Genomic DNA, 14,351 nt, shown 5'->3' with positions numbered 1-14,351 from the left:
GTCTATCACGCAGATCCCCCGGAGGTCCGATGCTCGTACAGCGTGTGGTGATGCCGTCCTCGCCGGTTGAGTCGTGGACGGTGCTCGGCGACGACGCGTCCCCGGTCGAGCCGATCGAGCGCTACCTTGCCTACCTCACCGACACCGAGCGGTCACCGAACACGATCAAGGCGTACGCGCACGACCTGAAGGACTGGTTCTCCTTCCTCGCCGTACGCGGGCTGGAGTGGCGCGAGGTGCGCCTGGAGGACGTCGGCGAGTTCGTCGCCTGGCTGCGGCTGCCGCCCGCGGCCCGCACTGGGGCGGTCTCGGTGCTCCCGTCCGTCGAGCATCACTGCGGTGAGACCACGGTGAACCGGAAGCTCTCGGCGGTCAGCGCCTTCTACCAGCACGCCGCCCGTCACGGCGTCGACCTGGGTGAACTGCTCACGACCTGGCAGCCGGCCGGGCGCCGCGGCACCGCGTGGAAGCCGTTCCTGCACCACGTCACCAAGGGCCGGCCGCAATCGAGGCGGGCGATCTCACTCAAGACGGCGAAGAAACTCCCGCGCATCCTCACCGCCGCCGAGGCCCAGGCCGTCCTCGATGCCTGCGAGCGGCTGCGGGACCGGCTGCTGTTCGCCGTCCTCTTCGACTCCGGTATGCGGATCGGGGAGGCTCTTGGGCTGCGGCACGAGGACTGGGCCGTCGCCGAGCGTGAGCTGACCGTGGTGCCCCGGCTCAACGCCAACGGCGCCCGCACCAAGTCGGCGACCACCAGGACGATCCCGGTCAGCGCCGAGCTGATGAGGCTCTACACCGACTACATGCACACCGAGTACGGCGACCTCGACTCCGACTACGTCTTCGTCAATCTCTGGGCCGCCCCGCACGGGCACGCAATGACCTACGCGGCCATCTACGACCTGGTCAGACGCCTGCGCCGGAAGACAGGCATCGACTACGACCCCCATTGGTATCGCCACACCTACGCCACCAGGCTGTTGCGGGGCGGCACCCCGATCGAGGTCGTCAGCAAGCTCCTCGGACACGCCTGCCTGACCACCACGACCGACACATACGGGCACCTGACCGCCGAGGACGCCCGCCGCGCCCTGGAAGAGGCAGGGTTCCTCACCGGGACGGAGGTGCGCTGGTGACCACGCCCGCCTCGCCCCCGCGCCACCACGGGCTGCTGGAGAAGCTGATGGCCGCGGTCCGCCCCGAGTTCCGCGCCGAAGTCATCGACATCGACCCTGGTGACCTCGTCTTCGGCGGCCCGCCATGCCACGTCCCCGCATGCTCTCGGATCGGCCGCAGCCGAGGACTCTGCATCGGTCACCACCACCGGTGGAACGGCCAAGGACGCCCCGAGCTTGAGGAGTTCGCCGCGACGACCGAGCCGCTCATGCGCGGATATGCCCCGCTGGCCGCATGCCGGGTGACCGGCTGCCACTACGGCGTCCAGGGCCGCGGCCTGTGTCAGAGCCACCGGTGGGCCTGGAGCCATGCGGGGAGTCCTCCCCTGGAGCAGTGGCTGGCCGAACGAAGCTTGACGGGGAAGCCGGCGGACCATCCAGAGTGTCTGGTCGCCTTCTGCGAGCTGTGGGCGCAGGCCAGCACACCGTTCTGCATCTCTCACCGGTCGCGATGGCGGGAGGCCGGCTTCCCGGAGCCCGCGGAGTTCATCAAGCTCTATGAAGAGCACCCGCCCGGCCACGAGCGACTGGACGTGCGCCGGCTCACGGGCCAGCTGCGGCTGGAGATGCAGTACGCCCTCCAGCGGCGGCACGACGATCAGCGCATCAAGACCCCGCCCAGCCGCGTCCGCCACGTCGTCTGCTTCGTCGCCAGCACCGGGGTCCGCTCCTTGCTGGACTGGACGGAGGAGACCTGGCGGGAACGCTTCCCGCGGGGCAAGGCCACCACCGGCAGCTCCTCCGTCGCGCTGGTGATCTACGCCCGCCGCCAGGTCGAAGAGCTTCAGCAGGGCCGGGGCTGGGAGGTGGAGTATCCCCGGGATGTGTGGCGGCTGCGGCAGCTCGGCATCGCCTCACCCCACGCCCACCTGCGGTTCGACCGCATCCCGCAGCCGTGGCTGAAGGACCTCGCCAAGCGCTGGGTGCGCTGGCGCCTGAGCACCGGACTCGGAGCCGGCCAGGCCAACAAGTGCGTGGTGGCGATCACCCGGTTCGCCGATTTCCTCGCTGCCCCGGCCGCTGGCGTCGACGCGCTCGCGCAGATCGACCGGCTAGTGCTGGAGCGCTACCTCGCCGATCTCCAGGCAACCGTGGGCGGGCAGAAGACCCACGGGGAGTTCATCGGTCTGGTCAACCACTTCTTCCAGACCATCCGACAACACCGCTGGGACGACACCCTGCCCACCACCGCGGTGTTCTTCGCCGAGGACTACCCCAAGCGCGCCAAGCTGCTGCCCCGGGCCCTGGCCGAGCACGTGATGACCCAGCTCGAACAGCCCGCCAACATGGACCGCTGGCACGACCCCGTCGGCCGACTCGTCACCCTCATCCTCATGCGCTGCGGCCTGCGCGTCTCCGACGCACTGCGGCTGCCGCTGGACTGCATCGTCCGGGATGCCGACAACGCCCCCTACCTGCGCTACTTCAACCACAAGATGAAGCGCGAGGCCCTGGTCCCCATCGACAACGAGGTCGAGGCCGCCATCGCCGCCCAGCAGCAGCGCATCACCGCCCGCTGGCCGGACGGCAGCCCGGTGCTCTTCCCACAGAAGACGGCCAACCCGGACGGCACGAAGCCGCTGATCGACAGCAGCTACCGGCGCATGCTCAACCAGTGGCTCGCCGAGGTCGACGTCCGCGACGAGCACGGCCGCCGCGTCCGCCCGACCCCGCACCAATGGCGCCACACCTTCGGGACCCGGCTGATCAACCGCGATGTCCCGCAGGAAGTCGTACGCGTCCTGCTCGACCACGACTCGCACATGATGACGGCCCACTACGCCCGGCTCAACGAGAAGACGATCCGCCGCCACTGGGAACAGGCCCGCAAGGTCGACATCCGCGGCGAGCAGGTCGCCCTCGACCCGGACGGGCACCTCGCCGAGGCGGCCTGGGCCAAACAGCGTCTCGGCCGGGTCACCCAGGCCCTGCCCAACGGCTTCTGCGGGCTGCCCCTGCAGAAGACCTGCCCGCATGCCAACGCCTGTCTGACCTGCCCGATGTTCGTGACCACCCCTGAGTTCCTGCCCCAGCACCGGCAGCAGCGCCAACAACTCCTGCAGATCGTCTCGGCGGCCGAGGCCCGCGGCCAGCTCCGCGTCGTCGAGATGAACCAGCAGGTCCTCGGCAACCTCGACCAGATCATCACCGCCCTGGAGGCCGACGAGCCCCCCGGCGACGCGGAGGTGGCCGATGCGGGCTGACAACTCCCGCCACATCGTCGCCGCGGCCCACAACCGGCACGAGTACACCCGGGCCAAGGCGATCCAGGCCCTGCGCGAGATCGACGCCGCGGGCACGGCCGTCACCTTCGACACCGTGGCCCGCGCGGCCGGCGTCTCACGGTCCTGGCTCTACACCCAGTCCGACCTGCGAGCCGAGATCGAACGGCTGCGGGCCGAACGGCAACGAGCCTCCGCCGACCCGGTGCCTGCCCGGCAGCGCGCCTCCGACGCTTCGCTACTGCGGCGGCTGGAGGCCGCCAACGAACGCAACCGCCGACTTGCCGAGGAGAACCGTCAGCTCCGGGACCAACTCGCCCGCGCGCTCGGCGACCTTCGCGCCGCCCGGCTGCAGAGCCCGCCCGTCCCGGCGGCCCGCCGCCAGGGTCGCGGTTCGACAACGATCGGCCCATGCTGAGGCGGCCTCAGAGCAGCTTCGCCGGATGCCTCTCGGACGCTGTCCTCACCGCATCGTCCCAGGTCAACGAGGCGCGGCGTCTTGGAGCTCAAGATAAGCCTGGGCTGCAATGTCGGCTACACCCCGGTCATCGGCGGGGTCGACGCGCTGAAGTACGGGCGGCTGTCCCACGTCGACCAGACCTACCTGCGGCTCGCGACCTACCGGGCCGCGAACGCCACCCTCATCGAGCACCAGGCGTCCATCGGCCTCGCAAGCGCATGGGGCGGCGGGCTCGTGGCATCGGTTGACGGGATGCGGTTCGTCGTCCCGGTCCCCTCGGTGTACGCGCGGCCGAACCCGAAGTACTTCGGCCGTCGAGGCGGGGCGACCTGGCTCAACATGATCAACGACCAGGCGGCCGGGCTCGGCGGGAAGGTCGTGGCCGGCACCCCGCGCGACTCCCTGTACGTGCTGGACGTCCTCTACGACCGCGACGGCGGACGGCGCCCGGAGATGATCGTCACCGACACCGCGAGCTACTCCGACATCGTCTTCGGCCTGCTCACGCTCGCCGGGTTCGCGTACGCCCCGCAGCTCGCCGACCTGCCCGATCAGAAGATGTGGCGCATCGACCGGACGGCCGACTACGGCGCCTTTCAGGAAGCGGCCCGAGGCCGGGTCGACCTGGCGCGGATCGAGCGGCACTGGGAGGACATCCTGCGGATCATCGGCTCGATCCACACCGGCGCGGTGCGGGCCTACGACGTGATCCGGATGCTGTCCCGCGACGGCCGGCCCACCCCGCTGGGCGACGCGATCGCGCACTACGGGCGGATCGCGAAGTCGTTGCACATCCTGCGGCTGGCCGACGAGCCTGGCTACCGTCGCCAGATCAAGGTGCAGGCCAACCTGCAGGAGGGTCGGCACGCGCTGGCCCGGAAGATCTTCCACGGCCGGGCTGGGCAGCTCTACCAGCGCTACCAGGACGGCATGGAGGACCAGATCGGCGCGCTCGGCCTGGTCCTCAACGCCCTGGTGCTCTTCAACACCCGGTACATGGATGCCGCCGTCGCCCAGCTCCGCGCCGACGGCTTCGACGTCCGTGACGAGGACGTCGCCCGGCTCTCCCCGTTCGTGCGGCATCACGTCAACATGCTCGGCCGGTACTCGTTCCAGCTGCCGGAACTGCCCGGCGGTTTGCGTCCCCTGCGCGATCTGAGCGCCGCCGACGAGACGTGATCGAGGGCGAGCAACCGTCCTCCGTCTTCCCCGGGCCAGGCGGGTCCGTATCGTAGGCGCGAAGGTTGCTCACATGTTCGGGGGTTGGGTGCGCATCGCAGATCTCGCCAGATGGGACCGGGGCTTTCCGGTGAAGTACCTCCTGGTTCAGGAGGACGAAGACGGGGTGGAACAGCTCTGGGCGAGGTGCGCGGGCGTCGAAGGGTTGTTCGTTGACCCGGTCCCGCCGCCACGGGAGGTCCTCACCCTTCGTGGATGTCGCCCCGATGGTCTCCTGAGCGAGGTCCTGGCCGAGCCCCACGGCTCGCTACGAGGTCTGGGCGACGTATGCGTCGAGGTCTGGGACGACGAGAAGCCCGTGCAGTGGTGGACTCTCGTCGATGCGGTCGCGGTGGCCCATCAGCCCCACTCGGTTGATCCGGCGCGGTACGACATCGTGCTCGGCGCCGCCGTCAGCAGCGAGGAGAGCTTCTTCGAACTGCCTGCGGCGCCGCGCTTCGAGCTCTTCGCGGGGACGACGGTCGCTGCGGCGAGTGCAGGTCGGTGCTCCGCCGTGGACGGCCTGTTCAAACCGCGAGCGGACCCGGCTCCCGTTCCTATGGAGCTGATCGGCTGCGAGCCTTCAGAGCCCCTGCTCGCGGCGCTGCGACGGCCCCGTCGGTCGGAGCGGGACTGGGCCTACCTCCTGGTCCTGGATCGTCATGGGGCCGTGATGGCCTCCCGCACCGTGGGCCTGGCCATCACCGAAGCTCGACCGTCCGTGCTCGGCGGCACACTCGTCGACATCACCCTCACCGATGGTGGCGACGATCGGCCATCGCCGGCGGCCCGCCCGATCTGGGCGGAGTGGTACCAGGGCCCGCCGGCAGAGCCCAACCTGTGGGTGCCGTACGACTCGCAGGGCAGGGCCGCGTGGCTGGACCTCACCACCCGTGCCTGGCGGGTGCCCGTGCCCCGGCCGGACCACTCCGGCGGCGAGTACCACCTCGACGGCCGGTTCGTCACGGACGTTCCCGGTCTGCACTGCGCGATCGCCGAGGCCCTGCTCGGGCCCGGCCGCTACTTCGGCCGGGAGTGGAACGCGTTCAAGGACTGCCTGGGCGGTGGATTCGGAGTGGCCCCGCCGTTCACCTTGACCTGGCACGACTCCGAGATCGCACGCCGCGCGCTGGCGGACGTGGTGGAGGATCCGGAGGACGGGCTCTCCTACTTCGAGGACATCGTGCGGCTCCTCGAACGGCGCGGCGTCACGGTCGTACTCCGGTGAGCCGCAGGCGCCCGAACGAATACGACTCCGCGACAGGCCGAGCGGACTTCAGCGCCTGCTGTTGCCGGGCGCGAGCAGGCTGGTGACCTCGGCGATGGCCTCCGGGGACGGCTTGAAGTAGCGGCGGACGTTCTCCGTCTTCTTGTGCCGTGACTTCGCCATCAGCATCAGCAGGCTGGCCCCGGCCTCACCGAGATGGGTCAGGCCGGAATGGCGGTACTCGTGCAGGTCCCATCCCGTGCCCGGCCCGCGCACTGCGGTGTGCTCGTCCAGCAGGGCGCGGGCCTGCCCGTAGGAGAGCCGGGCGAGCCCGGTGTCCGGGCAGACGTCGCGCGGGCTGACGACCTTGCTGGGGCCGGGACGGCGGTGGGTGACGAACACGGGCCCACGGGTGCGGCCCTTGATCAGCCGGGGAAGCAGCCGGGCGGTACCGGCGTCCCAGTAGACCGTCTCCAGCACGTAGTCCTCGCGGGCGCCGCCGCGGCGGCGGACCTTGGGCTGGGCGCCCTTCGCCTTCACCGGGCACCGCCGGCCAGCCAGGTCCAAGTCCTCGATGTTGATCTCCAAGACCTCCTCCGAGCGGGCGCACGTCTCGTAGAGCATCCGCCACAGCGTCTTCTCCCGCAGGTGGATGTCCCGACGAGCGACCAGCCGGTCGATCGCCAACTTCGAGCGCACCGGAGTGTCCGAGTCCGGCGGCGGCAGCCGCTTCGCCCAGGCCGGGACCGCTGGTCCGTCATAGCCTCGCTCCGCGCACCAGCCGGTCCAGGACAGCACCGCGCCCCGGCGGGCGTTCCAGGTGTTCACCGCCGAGCGGCCCCACAGCAGCTCCAGCGCTTCGCCGATCTCGTCGTCCGCCACCGAGGCGAGCGGCCGACCCTCGCCGAGGCGTTCGGCGGTCTTCCCGACGGCGATGCTGTAGTTCCGGACTGTGTTCGGGTTGCCGAGCGAGCCAAGGAACAGGTCGGCCGCCGTCCGGACGCTCACCGCCTTCCCCGTCGGCAGCTGAACGAGAGTGGGCACCGCTTCCCCCCTTGCCGCAGATAACAGGGTCGCTTCGCGCAGCGGCCCGAGAACATCACCGCAGGTGACGGATCAAGCTACCGCAGATATTGGGGTGTTATCTGTGGGAAGACTTCAGAGGGGTCCGGCCGCCGACGCCCCGTCAGTCGCCCACCAGGGCCTATCGAGGCTTAGCGCCGGTTTTCGTTCCGATGTTCCTCATGCCCCGAGGTCCTGCTGACTGAGCGTGCCCGGCATGTTGAGGAGGCCCGGCATCGCGGCGTCCAGCAGCGTGGGGGCGAGAGCGGCGAGCTGGGGGTAGAAGTCATCCCGCATGATCAGGACCACCCTGAGCGCGGCGTGCGAGCCGATCGCCGCGGTGATCTGGTCCACGGCGGCCGGGAGGTCCTTACGTCCACCGGCGAGGAGCTCTTCGAACTGGTCGACTACCAACAGGACACGATCGTAAGCAGGTTCCGCCACGAGTCGGCGCCTGACCGCCGCGGCGATCGAGTCGATGGCGGCTCCCGGGAGTCCCGAGTGTTCGATCTCGGCCAACAGGTCCTGTCTCGGCCGGGCCAGGACGGGCAGCCATCGGTCGCTGCCTGGCACTCCACCCGCCGCCAGCGCACCCAGCACCCCGGCCTGGACCAGCGATGACTTGCCCGAGCCGGAGGGGCCCAGCAGCAGCGTCAGCCGCTGCTGGCGTGCCAGGTTCGCGACGACCTGCCGTACTGCGTCCGTACGGCCCTCGAACCACCGGGCCTGCTCCGCGGTAAACGACTCCAGCCCCCGGTACGGGCACACCTCCCGCTCGGCCAGCGCAGGCAGGATCTCCCGCAGCACGTGCGTCGGCGTGACGTACGCGATCCCCCTCCCCCGGCCGTACGCGTCGAGGGCAGTGATCTCCGTGAGCATCCCGACGACCAGCCCGGTCACCTCGTCCAAGACTGGCCCGCCGCTGAAGCCGGTCGTCAGGTCGTTGGCACTGGTCAACTGCAGGTGCGCGCCCCTGCCCTCGGTGGTCGGCAGCAGCTCACCGGCGACACCGAAGCCGAAGTGCCCCTCCGGCGGGGCCTGGGCGGGAAACCCGAACGAACGCACCTGATGCCCGCGGCACCACGCTCGCCCCTGCGACGGCACCGCTCAGCCGTACGAACGCCACGTCCTCGGCCTCAGGAGCGCGCCACGCCCTGTCCAGCACCCGTCCCTCGACCTCAGGCGTACCCTCCACGTGCGGGTACGTCAGCCGTACCCGCGAGCCGGGCCCGCCGCCCGCTGCCCGGACCACGTGGGCACACGTGACCAGCACCCCCTCGGCCACCAGGAAGCCCGCACCGGCCACCCTCCCGTCCGCACCCAGGATTTGGGCCACGGCTGACAGCAGCTCCGGCGAACCGGCTTCAGGGCTGTCCATGGGGCCTGTCCCGCTTCCACGACACCGTGACTGTCATGTGCCCGGTGGCGCGTCCCTTGGTGATCACGGCACCCGCCTCGACCGCCAGGTCGACCCCGAACTCGAACGTGATCTCGTCCGGGTTGGCCTTGCGAAGCTGGTCAAGTGTGGCGCGTGCCGCCTCCGTGACCGGCTCCAGTGCTCCCTCCAGGCTCCTGGGCAGGTCATGCACCGCGTCGCCGATACGGCCAGCCTTCACCGGGCCCTCGACGGCGGTCACGGTCGAATCCTCCACCAGGATGCAACCCCCACCCTCCAACGGGATGCGAGCCACCCGAATCAGAGGTATCACGACGCCTCCTCCTTCTGCCGGGCCCGCCGCCGACACTGGACGTCCACGGGAGCGGACGGCCCGTTCAGGGGTCTCGGCCAGCATCGTCGCAGCCGCTGCCCCCCGCATCCCGGAGGGGCCATACGACGGGCTGTATGGCGGGTCTCGGCGGTGGCACGGAGACGGCGCACGGCACCCGGGTACGGGGCTGCCCACTACGTATAGCCTCTGGGCCGGTCCGGTCATGGGGTGTCGGCGCTCAGGGTCAGGTGGCGCAGTGTGGTGTATGTGAGGTAGCCGGGCCATGGGTCGGTGCTGGGGACCAGGCGGGTGTAGTGGGGGTAGGAGGTGGTCCCGTCTAGCACTCCGGTGAGTAGCTCGCCGGCCTCGCCGCCGGCTCGCTGCGCGGCGCGTGTGCAGGCCATCAGGGCCGCGCCCACAGCTGGCCTGGACGGCCCGTGGGAGTCTGCGGGCCAGTCGATGGGGCGTACGGCCTCTGGTCCCAGCCAGGCCGTCAGGACTCTGGCCACGGTGCTCCATAGTTTGAACGGGCGCAGGAGATGCGGGGTTTGCGCGATGCCGAATGATGTGTCGCCGCCCGGCCGCAGTAGCTCGGCGAGGGGTCGGTCGAAGAGAGCTTGCGCGTCCCGGTCGAGGTTTTCGGTGTTGTCCGTGGCGTGGACGAGGTTGAAGATAGGGTTCAGCGCTCCGAAGTCCCCGCGCAGGGTGCCGGGCTGGGCCCGGTGGGGCAGGAAGTCTCCGGTGAGTCGCTCCGCCAGGTCAGCGGGGGCTGTCGGTTTGCCTGTGGGCCCGTCGGTCTTCTGCTCCAGCAGCAGGGCGTGGATGGGGCCCAGGGTGTATATGACCGCGTCCAGCTCTCCGTCTATGGGGCCGCTGGTCTGGCGATTTGCCTTCAGAAGGCTCTGGTGCTCCGGGCTGAGTGTCAACTCGCGGAAGCCGCGTAGCCAGTAGCCCTGGTCGCGCATCCACGAGGAGATGAGTCGGGTCAGGTGCTGGGCCACGCCGTCCGGTTTGACGATGAGGAGGGCGAGGCGGTCCGGCTCGGGCAAGCATGACTCCTGTATGGGTCGGGGTGGGATCGCATCACACCGCCTCGACTGTACCCGCCTGTCCTGCGGCCCAGCGGCTGGTGGGGCCCGCCTTTCGGATCATGCTGGATCCGCGGCGCCCAGCCCCGCCTGGCCGCCCGATCGGGGGCCAGGGGCTACCCATTCCACTGCGGCCTCTCCGGGGGTGACCGGCGCATGCCATGATCTGCGGATGAGCGAGTACTCCTGGCCCGGGGAGAACGGCAGGGGCGTGCCCGACGCGGCCGCGGCCTGGGCCGAAACCATCCGCGTTCTGCCCGTTGGTACCCGCGTCACCGGTGAGGTCGTCGGCCGTCAGCCCTTCGGCGTCTTCCTGTCCATCGACGGCTGCCCCGATGCGGTGGGCCTGGCGAGAATCGACAGGATGCCCAGGTGCATGGAACTGCCGGCCGTGGGGGAGCGCGTCACCGGCGAGGTCGTCTGGCACGCCGACCGCAATCACCAGGTGGGGGTCGTGCTTGGCGAGTGGGCCGATCATGAAGACCTGCTGCCTAGTGTGATGCGCCAGAAGTCCTGAGGGCTATTTGCTACCTTCTTTTTATGGTGCATCGAGGCCCTGCAGCCGTGGAGATCGCTCTTTCTGAGGACGAGCGTGCCGAACTTGTGCGCCGGGCTGGGTTGCCGGACCGGCGCACGTCTGAGCGGGCCCGGATCATCCTGGCGTGCGCTGATGGCATGTCGAATGCGGGTGTTGCGCAGGCTGTCGGCGCTGGCGTGAAGACGGTCCGCAAGTGGCGTGGGAAGTTCGCTGTCCAGCGGTTGGCGGGGCTTGAGGACGAGGGCCCTATTGGCCGGCCGAAATCGGAGCTGGTCCTGACCGAGGGTGAGCTGGCCCAGCTGGTGCGCTGGTCGAGGAGGGCGAAGACCGCCCAGTACCTGGCACTGCGGTCGAAGATCGTCCTGCGGTGCGCCGAGGGCGTGACGAACAAGCAGGTCGCAGCCGATCTGGGGGTGGACCAGTCGACGGTGGACCGTTGGCGGGCCCGATTCGTGGCCGACCGCCTCGATGGCCTGCAGGACGAACCGCGAACCGGCAGGCCGCCCTCCATCCTGCTCGACCAGGTCGAAGACGTCATCGTCGCGACCTTGGAGTCCGCGCCGGGCAAGGACACGCACTGGTCGCGGGCCTCGATGGCCGCCCGCACCGGACTGTCGAAGTCCACCATCGGCCGGATCTGGAGGAAGTTCGACCTCAAGCCGCACTTGCAGGATTCCTTCAAGCTCTCCACCGACCCGCAGTTCGTCGAGAAAGTCGTCGACGTCGTCGGGCTGTACCACAACCCGCCAGAGCGGGCCGTGGTGTTATGCGTCGACGAGAAGAGCCAGATCCAGGCGCTGGACCGCTCGCAGCCGGTGCTGCCGATGATGCCCGGCATGCCCGAGCGCCGCACCCACGACTACCTCCGCCACGGCATCACCAGCCTGTTCGCCGCCTTCAACATCGCCGACGGCACCGTCATCAGCGAACTCCACCGCCGCCACCGGGCCAGCGAGTTCAAGAAGTTCCTGGTCACGATAGACAAGGCCGTGCCCGTCGCGCTCGATGTGCACCTGGTGTGCGACAACTACGTCACCCACAAGACCTCCGAGATACGGCAGTGGCTCGCCCGGCACCCACGCTTCCACGTGCACTTCACGCCGACCGGCTCTTCTTGGATCAACCAGGTCGAGCGGTGGTTCGGCCTGCTGACGGACAAACTCATCCGCCGCGGCGTCCACACCTCGGTTCAGGCCCTCGAGAAGGACATCCGCGACTGGATCGACACCTGGAACGAGAACCCCAGACCATTCACCTGGACCAAGACTGCCGACGAGATCCTCAAGTCCCTCGCCGACTACCTCGCCAGGATCAGCCCATCCAGGAATCCAACCAGCACCCACTTAATCCTCAGGATTTCTGGCGCATAACACTAGCTTCCGTGTGGGTCAGGTCGTGGGCGGACGCATCACGAAGATCGCGGCCATCGGAGTCTTCGTGCGCCTTGCTGATTGTGTCGAGGGGCTTGTTCCGCTCACAAGGCCGGCTGCGTCCGCGGAGGTCTTCCGCGAGGGCCAGGAGGTGTCCGTAACGCTCGTGGTGGTCGACCACGAGCGGAACCGGATCCTTCTGGCCGAACCCCGTCCCTCCTGAATGCGTTACGGGTGAGGTTGGGTGGTCTGGGCTTGCGTTGTGGGGGCGGGGGTGAGGGGTTTCCCGTTCAGGTCGGTGGCGCCAGACCAGTCCCACCACAGGGCACCCGTTGAGGTGAGGAACGGGACCTGCCTGTCGACGTCGGTGCCGTGGTCGAAGGCGTCGGCTACTGCTGTGAGGTAGGTGGAGAGACTGGGCCAGCCGTCGTCGAAGTGGCCGGTGTCGTCGTGTGCCGCTTTGCCCAGGCGGCCCTGGCCGGGTCCTTCGCGCATGTCGATGATCTGGGAGTCGCCGTCGCTTTGTGCCCAGGGGATCCACAGCGGGTGCCACCAGGGTTCATCAGCCCATTCGGGGGGGCTCGGTGAGGTCGGAGTCGTCCCCGGCGATCTCGACGCACATCTGCCAGTGGGTGAGGATCTCTGCGACGGACATGGGCGGCTGGTCGGGGACCAGGGTGGCCCACTCGGTGATCCCGTTGTGGCAGGCCAGCGACTCCAGGAGGTCGGTGGGGAATCGCACCCCCATCGCTTCCTGTGCGGCCTCGACTTCGGCTGGGTCAGCCGGCGGCGCGAGCAACGCGTAGGAGGCGGGGGAGTGCCGCTGTATCCAGGTGTCGATCCTGGCCCAGGAGCGGGTTACCGGCTGGGGCGTTGGGAAGGTGAGCACCCTGCGCAGGAGTTGCAGGCTGCGGAGCCAGTCGAGGTACTTGTCGGTCTCCGCACAGAGTTCTCGCAGCTCGGATGATCCGGCTTCGACCCGGTCCAGGGCGCGGCGGCCATGTCCCGCAGGTCGGCCGGAAACGCAGGGACGGTCAGGTCGGGCCCGTACGCGCTGGTGATGGGCCGGCCGCCGGGAGACTGGGCGGCGACGAGGCTATCGCCGCCACAGCTTCGACCGCGAGGTGCTGGTCGAGGGGGTCGTCGGCGTTGAGGACACGGACGAGTGCGGCCCGGACGAGTCCGGGCCGGTCAGCCGCAGCGGCCTCGTCGAGATAGGCGCCGAAGTCTGCGGCGGTGTCGTTATCGAAGGGGCCGACGTCCCAGGTGCCCATGGGTCTCATTGAGATGGGGTGCTCCGGGAGTGTGCCAGGCGGCACCGACAACAGGGGGCTCAGCGGTGGCTGATGATGGTGTAGTGGAGGGCGGCTCGGAGGGCCTCTGTGCGGCTGCGCAGGTTGGTTGAGCACCGCTCAGGTTCATTGATCCGCGACACCACTCTGCGAGCTGGGCCTCAGCGCGGCATGCCTCCTAGGGCATTCTCAATCTGGGAGTGAGAATGAATCATTCCCGCGAAGTGGGGCTGGCATGATCGGGTCATGCCTATCACTGTCGAGTTCTTCGTGGCACCAGACGATGAGGTGGCTGCCCAGGTCGGGCCGCGGCAGCGCCGTCATGGGTTTCCCTCATTCACGTGCTCGGATTTCTTTCCCGATGATGCGGTGGCGGACTGGGAGGTCCTGCTGGCAGGGGGTGTGGCTGCAGGCTCGCGTGATGTGGTGCCGATGAAGAAAGACGGCTTCACGGTGTTCCAGCTGTCTTCCGGGCTGTGCTCCGCTCTGGTGCAGGCGAGTTGTGGCCGGCTCGTTGAGGTTGCGGGTGCATGGGCTGAGCTTGCCGCAGTCAAGGACGAGGGTGTGCCAGCCGAGACAGCGGCCTGGATCCTGACGGAGTTGGCAGGCCTGGCCCGCACGGCAGAGGGCCTTCGTCAGCCTCTGTACTGCTGGTACTTCGCACCCTGACCGGCCGCCACACAACAGACGCCGCAGCCTCATCCTGCTGCCAGCCAGGCCCGCGAAGCGGGCCTCAAGTCCTGGAGGCGAAGCCGGAAGGACCGGGCGGGGAGCGAAGCGGACACGCCCAACGGGCCGTAGGCCCGGACCCCGTGAAACGGGGTCATTCAGGCCTGCGAAGCAGGCCGTTCGAGGTGAAGCGAAGCGGAACCCCGAACCGTCCGGAGTGAAGCGCAGGACACCGGCCCGAAGGGCCGGCCCTGGGGGGGGGGGGGGGGGGGGGGGGAGAAGGGAGGGAGGGGGGGGGGGGGGGGAGGGAGGGGGGGGGGGGGGGGGGGGGGGGGGGA

General features: G+C 69.3%; 16 protein-coding genes. 9 read left to right on the top strand and 7 right to left on the bottom strand.

All coding sequences use genetic code 11. From position 1 onward, the window contains the following. The first annotated feature begins 29 nt into the window (after nucleotides 1-29). The 5 genes from AC068A_RS33920 (at nucleotide 30) to AC068A_RS33900 (ending at nucleotide 6,306) form a co-directional block, all read left to right on the top strand. Complete coding sequence (locus AC068A_RS33920) at nucleotides 30-1,139, top strand: site-specific integrase (protein ID WP_478590127.1); 1,110 nt, start codon at nucleotides 30-32, stop codon at nucleotides 1,137-1,139. Continuing rightward, complete coding sequence (locus tag AC068A_RS33915; protein WP_478590126.1) at nucleotides 1,136-3,382, top strand: tyrosine-type recombinase/integrase; 2,247 nt, start codon at nucleotides 1,136-1,138, stop codon at nucleotides 3,380-3,382. Before AC068A_RS33920 ends, AC068A_RS33915 begins: the two co-directional genes overlap by 4 nt. Further along, the gene (locus AC068A_RS33910; protein ID WP_478590125.1) at nucleotides 3,372-3,818 is read left to right on the top strand and encodes a DUF6262 family protein; all 447 of its coding nucleotides are present in this window, start codon (nucleotides 3,372-3,374) and stop codon (nucleotides 3,816-3,818) included. Before AC068A_RS33915 ends, AC068A_RS33910 begins: the two co-directional genes overlap by 11 nt. 39 nt (nucleotides 3,819-3,857) lie before the next feature. Then, a complete protein-coding gene (locus tag AC068A_RS33905; protein ID WP_478590143.1) occupies nucleotides 3,858-5,039 on the top strand; it encodes a transposase in 1,182 nt (393 codons plus the stop codon). A gap of 130 nt (nucleotides 5,040-5,169) precedes the next feature. Beyond that, nucleotides 5,170-6,306, top strand: coding sequence for a barstar family protein (locus AC068A_RS33900; protein WP_478590124.1), 1,137 nt, complete (start codon nucleotides 5,170-5,172; stop codon nucleotides 6,304-6,306). A 48-nt stretch (nucleotides 6,307-6,354) separates the two neighbouring features. Here the strand turns inward: AC068A_RS33900 and AC068A_RS33895 are convergent, their stop codons facing one another. The 4 genes from AC068A_RS33895 to AC068A_RS33880 form a co-directional block, all read right to left on the bottom strand. Next, on the bottom strand, nucleotides 6,355-7,329 hold the full coding sequence (locus AC068A_RS33895) for a tyrosine-type recombinase/integrase (protein ID WP_478590123.1): 975 nt from the start codon (nucleotides 7,327-7,329) through the stop codon (nucleotides 6,355-6,357). A 198-nt stretch (nucleotides 7,330-7,527) separates the two neighbouring features. Further along, nucleotides 7,528-8,412: an nSTAND1 domain-containing NTPase gene (locus tag AC068A_RS33890; protein WP_478590122.1), complete on the bottom strand. Its 885-nt coding sequence runs from the start codon at nucleotides 8,410-8,412 to the stop codon at nucleotides 7,528-7,530. A 299-nt stretch (nucleotides 8,413-8,711) separates the two neighbouring features. After that, nucleotides 8,712-8,984 carry a CU044_2847 family protein gene (locus AC068A_RS33885; protein WP_478590121.1) on the bottom strand — a complete coding sequence of 91 codons (273 nt, stop codon included), beginning with the start codon at nucleotides 8,982-8,984 and terminating at the stop codon, nucleotides 8,712-8,714. Between the two features lie 293 nt (nucleotides 8,985-9,277). Further along, on the bottom strand, nucleotides 9,278-10,105 hold the full coding sequence (locus tag AC068A_RS33880; protein WP_478590120.1) for a nucleoside-diphosphate kinase: 828 nt from the start codon (nucleotides 10,103-10,105) through the stop codon (nucleotides 9,278-9,280). A gap of 211 nt (nucleotides 10,106-10,316) precedes the next feature. Here AC068A_RS33880 and AC068A_RS33875 point away from each other — a divergent pair, with 211 nt between their 5' ends. Genes AC068A_RS33875 through AC068A_RS33865 form a run of 3 tightly spaced genes read left to right on the top strand, consistent with a single transcriptional unit; the run spans nucleotide 10,317 to nucleotide 12,275 of the window. After that, on the top strand, nucleotides 10,317-10,661 hold the full coding sequence (locus AC068A_RS33875; protein ID WP_478590119.1) for a S1 domain-containing protein: 345 nt from the start codon (nucleotides 10,317-10,319) through the stop codon (nucleotides 10,659-10,661). A gap of 47 nt (nucleotides 10,662-10,708) precedes the next feature. Beyond that, nucleotides 10,709-12,052 carry an IS630 family transposase gene (locus AC068A_RS33870; RefSeq protein WP_478590118.1) on the top strand — a complete coding sequence of 448 codons (1,344 nt, stop codon included), beginning with the start codon at nucleotides 10,709-10,711 and terminating at the stop codon, nucleotides 12,050-12,052. 13 nt (nucleotides 12,053-12,065) lie between these two features. Continuing rightward, complete coding sequence (locus AC068A_RS33865; RefSeq protein WP_478590117.1) at nucleotides 12,066-12,275, top strand: S1 RNA-binding domain-containing protein; 210 nt, start codon at nucleotides 12,066-12,068, stop codon at nucleotides 12,273-12,275. A 5-nt stretch (nucleotides 12,276-12,280) separates the two neighbouring features. On the opposite strand, the gene AC068A_RS33860 is transcribed toward AC068A_RS33865, so the two are convergent. The 3 genes from AC068A_RS33860 to AC068A_RS33850 form a co-directional block, all read right to left on the bottom strand. Beyond that, the gene (locus AC068A_RS33860; protein ID WP_478590116.1) at nucleotides 12,281-12,547 is read right to left on the bottom strand and encodes a hypothetical protein; all 267 of its coding nucleotides are present in this window, start codon (nucleotides 12,545-12,547) and stop codon (nucleotides 12,281-12,283) included. Between the two features lie 67 nt (nucleotides 12,548-12,614). Then, on the bottom strand, nucleotides 12,615-12,794 hold the full coding sequence (locus AC068A_RS33855) for a hypothetical protein (protein WP_478590115.1): 180 nt from the start codon (nucleotides 12,792-12,794) through the stop codon (nucleotides 12,615-12,617). Nucleotides 12,795-13,086: 292 nt separating this feature from the next. Continuing rightward, complete coding sequence (locus AC068A_RS33850; protein ID WP_478590114.1) at nucleotides 13,087-13,326, bottom strand: DUF4259 domain-containing protein; 240 nt, start codon at nucleotides 13,324-13,326, stop codon at nucleotides 13,087-13,089. 264 nt (nucleotides 13,327-13,590) lie between these two features. Here AC068A_RS33850 and AC068A_RS33845 point away from each other — a divergent pair, with 264 nt between their 5' ends. Continuing rightward, nucleotides 13,591-14,013 carry a hypothetical protein gene (locus AC068A_RS33845; RefSeq protein ID WP_478590113.1) on the top strand — a complete coding sequence of 141 codons (423 nt, stop codon included), beginning with the start codon at nucleotides 13,591-13,593 and terminating at the stop codon, nucleotides 14,011-14,013. Nucleotides 14,014-14,351: the final 338 nt, after the last annotated feature.

This window comes from Streptomyces sp. NPDC043854 (genome assembly GCF_056436005.1).
The sequence above is the reverse complement of the archived record's forward strand: the minus strand, read 5'-3'. Positions and strand labels throughout refer to the sequence as shown.

Coding starts and splice junctions, on each gene's coding strand:
- AC068A_RS33920 (WP_478590127.1), top strand. CDS start 30: ATGCTCGTACAGCGTGTGGTGATGCCGTCCTCGCCGGTTGAGTCGTGG.
- AC068A_RS33910 (WP_478590125.1), top strand. CDS start 3,372: ATGCGGGCTGACAACTCCCGCCACATCGTCGCCGCGGCCCACAACCGG.
- AC068A_RS33875 (WP_478590119.1), top strand. CDS start 10,317: ATGAGCGAGTACTCCTGGCCCGGGGAGAACGGCAGGGGCGTGCCCGAC.
- AC068A_RS33860 (WP_478590116.1), bottom strand. CDS start 12,547: ATGCGCGAAGGACCCGGCCAGGGCCGCCTGGGCAAAGCGGCACACGAC.
- AC068A_RS33850 (WP_478590114.1), bottom strand. CDS start 13,326: ATGGGCACCTGGGACGTCGGCCCCTTCGATAACGACACCGCCGCAGAC.
- AC068A_RS33845 (WP_478590113.1), top strand. CDS start 13,591: ATGCCTATCACTGTCGAGTTCTTCGTGGCACCAGACGATGAGGTGGCT.